The sequence below is a fragment of the Shewanella sp. 30m-14 genome, assembly GCF_052977125.1.
The window spans coordinates 1-2,958 of the sequence record NZ_JBRILW010000050.1 but is presented as its reverse complement, the minus strand read 5'-3'; the positions used below and the strand labels follow the sequence as shown (position 1 = coordinate 2,958).

General features: G+C 43.5%; 2 protein-coding genes. Both read right to left on the bottom strand.

Annotated features, from left to right (window positions below):
• Positions 1 to 486: 486 nt before the first annotated feature.
• On the bottom strand, positions 487 to 1,953 hold the full coding sequence (katB, locus tag ACVBIU_RS20410) for a catalase KatB (RefSeq protein WP_447160915.1): 1,467 nt from the start codon (positions 1,951 to 1,953) through the stop codon (positions 487 to 489).
• Between the two features lie 553 nt (positions 1,954 to 2,506).
• Complete coding sequence (locus ACVBIU_RS20405) at positions 2,507 to 2,761, bottom strand: YgjV family protein (protein WP_447160914.1); 255 nt, start codon at positions 2,759 to 2,761, stop codon at positions 2,507 to 2,509.
• Positions 2,762 to 2,958: the final 197 nt, after the last annotated feature.

Sequence of the window (2,958 nt, the reverse complement as noted above, 5' to 3'; positions counted from 1 at the left end):
CAGAGCTGACTGAGGAAAAACCAATTGTAGGTCAGCATTTATGCCGTCAAATTTATTGGCTTGATTAAGGCTATATAAACTCATGGGCTAAAGCCCAACCTACATCAAAGATGTTTGATGTTTGATGTTTGATGTTTGATGTTAGTAAAACAGAGCTGACTGAGGAAAAACCAATTGTAGGTCGGCATTTATGCCGTCAAATTTATTGGCTTGATTAACTGTATAAACTGATGGGCTAAAGCCCAGCCTACGTTGAGAAACGCAATGCCATCTTTTGATGGTATAGCAGGGCGAAGTCCGCTCTCGCCGCAAAGCGACCTAGCAACGAGCTTGCGAGTGCTCTAGGCTTTTTAGGTTCTATCAAAACAAAAAAGGCAAAACAGTATCTGCTGTCTTGCCTTTAACTTTATGCTTGTTCAGTCCTTAGGATCTTTCTTAGCTTTTCCTAGAACCTAGGGCCTGCTTTTTCCTAGAACCTTTTCAGCTTTACCCTACTTTTAACGCCGCTTTGACTCGCTGGCCGTAATCGCTATCGGCAGCGCTAAAGTGCTCAACCATCTTAGCTTGCGTTGCTTCATTCACTACACTCAAGCTGCCGACGATGTTAGCAATCAATCGCGCTTTTTCATCTTCAGGTAGAAGACGGTATAAGTCGCCCGCTTGGCTAAAGTCATCTTGGTCATAACGGCTATAGCGGTCTGCTTCACCGTCTAAACGCAGTGGTGGCTCGGCAAATTGTGCTTGGTCTTGCAGACCGTTATTGCTATTTGGACCATAGTTGCTGCTCGCATCACCACCAGTCTGACCACCAGAGAATGGGCATTGTGTGCCGGCCATTGCGCCAGCGCGTTGGTGATGGTTTGCCTTCGTTGCATGTGGGCAGTTAACCGGTAGCTGGTTATAGTTAGCGCCTATGCGGTAACGCTGGGCATCAGCATACGCAAACAAACGGGCTTGTAGCATCTTATCTGGTGAGGCGCCCACACCTGGGACTAAGTTGCTTGGTGCTAGCGCCACTTGCTCAACTTCGGCAAAGTAGTTTTGCGGCATACGGTTAAGTTCAAGCTCACCAATTTCAATCAGTGGATAATCGGTATGCGACCATACTTTAGTCAAATCGAACGGGTTGATCTTATAAGTATTCGCCTCAGCTTCTGGCATGATCTGTACTTTTACCGCCCACTTAGGGAAGTTACCATCATTAATTGCAGCAAGCATATCGCGCTGCGATGAATCAGGATCGATACCTTTAAGAATATCTGCCTGCTCCGCCGTTAAGTTCGCGATGCCCTGCTTAGTCTTAAAGTGGAATTTAACCCAGAAACGCTCACCCGCTGCATTCCAAAAAGAGAATGTATGCGAACCATAGCCGTGCATTTGACGGTAGTTAGCTGGAATTCCACGGTCTGACATTAAGATTGTCACCTGATGCATAGCTTCAGGGTTTAGCGCCCAGAAGTCCCACATCGCATGGGGATCTTTAAGGTTTGTTTGTGGGTTACGCTTTTGAGTATGGATAAAATCTGGGAACTTAATACCATCACGCAAGAAGAACGTTGGCGTGTTATTACCTACGATATCGTGATTACCACGCTCGGTATAAAAACGTAAACCAAAGCCGCGAGGATCACGTTCTGCATCAGCAGATCCCATCTCACCACCTACCGTTGAAAAACGTACAAAGGTTTCAGTCTGCTTGCCCACACCATTGAAGTGGTCTGCTAGCGTAAATTCACTCATGTCTCGAGTCAGCGTAAATGTACCATAAACCCCAGTCCCTTTTGCATGCACGATACGCTCTGGAATACGCTCACGGTTGAAGTGTGCAAGCTTCTCAATTAGATGCCAATCTTGAAGTAGCAGCGGACCACGCTCTCCTGCTGATAGTGAGTTTTGGTCATCACTAATAGGTGCGCCGTTTTGTGCAGTAAGAACTCGATTTTGCTGACTCATAAAGTATTCCTTAATCTTGGCTGGACTCGAGCCAAGTTTCAATTAAATCAAATAGTGTGGCCATGGTTTATCCCCAATGTGCAATGTGCAATGTGCGATACGCTATGGCGATATGGCATGGATGCCGTATGTCGATGAACAGATAATAGGCTCACAACCAAAAACATTAAAACGATTAAAACAGATAACCTTAAATCAAATAACAGATTAAGAGATGGGTGGCTAAAACAATATAAATGGAAAAATTAAGACTGGAGTAAACTGCAACTGAATTAAGGCGTTGCAGAGTAATGTTGAAAATGAATAACAACATTGATACTAATCAATAAATGAAATGTTTGAATTTAATCACTACCGGGTAGCAAAGATGTAAGCGTTAAATGCTACCAATGGCGATTTAAGCTGATGAAAAATAGTAGAAGTTGCTTAAATTAAGCGTTTTAACGTGATTTACATTTGTAAAAATGGAGGAAAACAGCTTATTTCCTCCTCAATGAACTGTGTATTAGTGTATCAAAGCTATTTTAAAGCTCTGTCAATTAGAGTTTGTAGACTATAGCTCAGTAGAGTCTTTTATATGTGAATCAGCTTTGTACAACTTCACCAAATAATAGGCGTCGATAAGCACAATAAAGAAGTTAACCAATGCCACCGGAATCGCATCAATAGCTAAACCATAGGCTACAAATAACGCCGCTCCGATAAGGTTCCACCAACGAAGCTTTTTGATGTTTGACATCATTAGCGATATCGCGACGACAACCGACGCTAGATAGCCGACCCATTCCCAAATTGTTGCGTTATCCATGCGCTATCCTCATTGGTTTTTGTCGAACCAAGTTATGCAGCAAACATAACTTGAATGTGCAATAAGTATGCGCAAAAATCAGCCATTAAAACAGCCCCTAGCCGAATAAAAGTTTAGCGATTAACCACAGCTGCAGTCATGCGAGTGATCTTGCAATAAGGCATCACTCACTGGCACGGCGTTGAAACAACACCTTT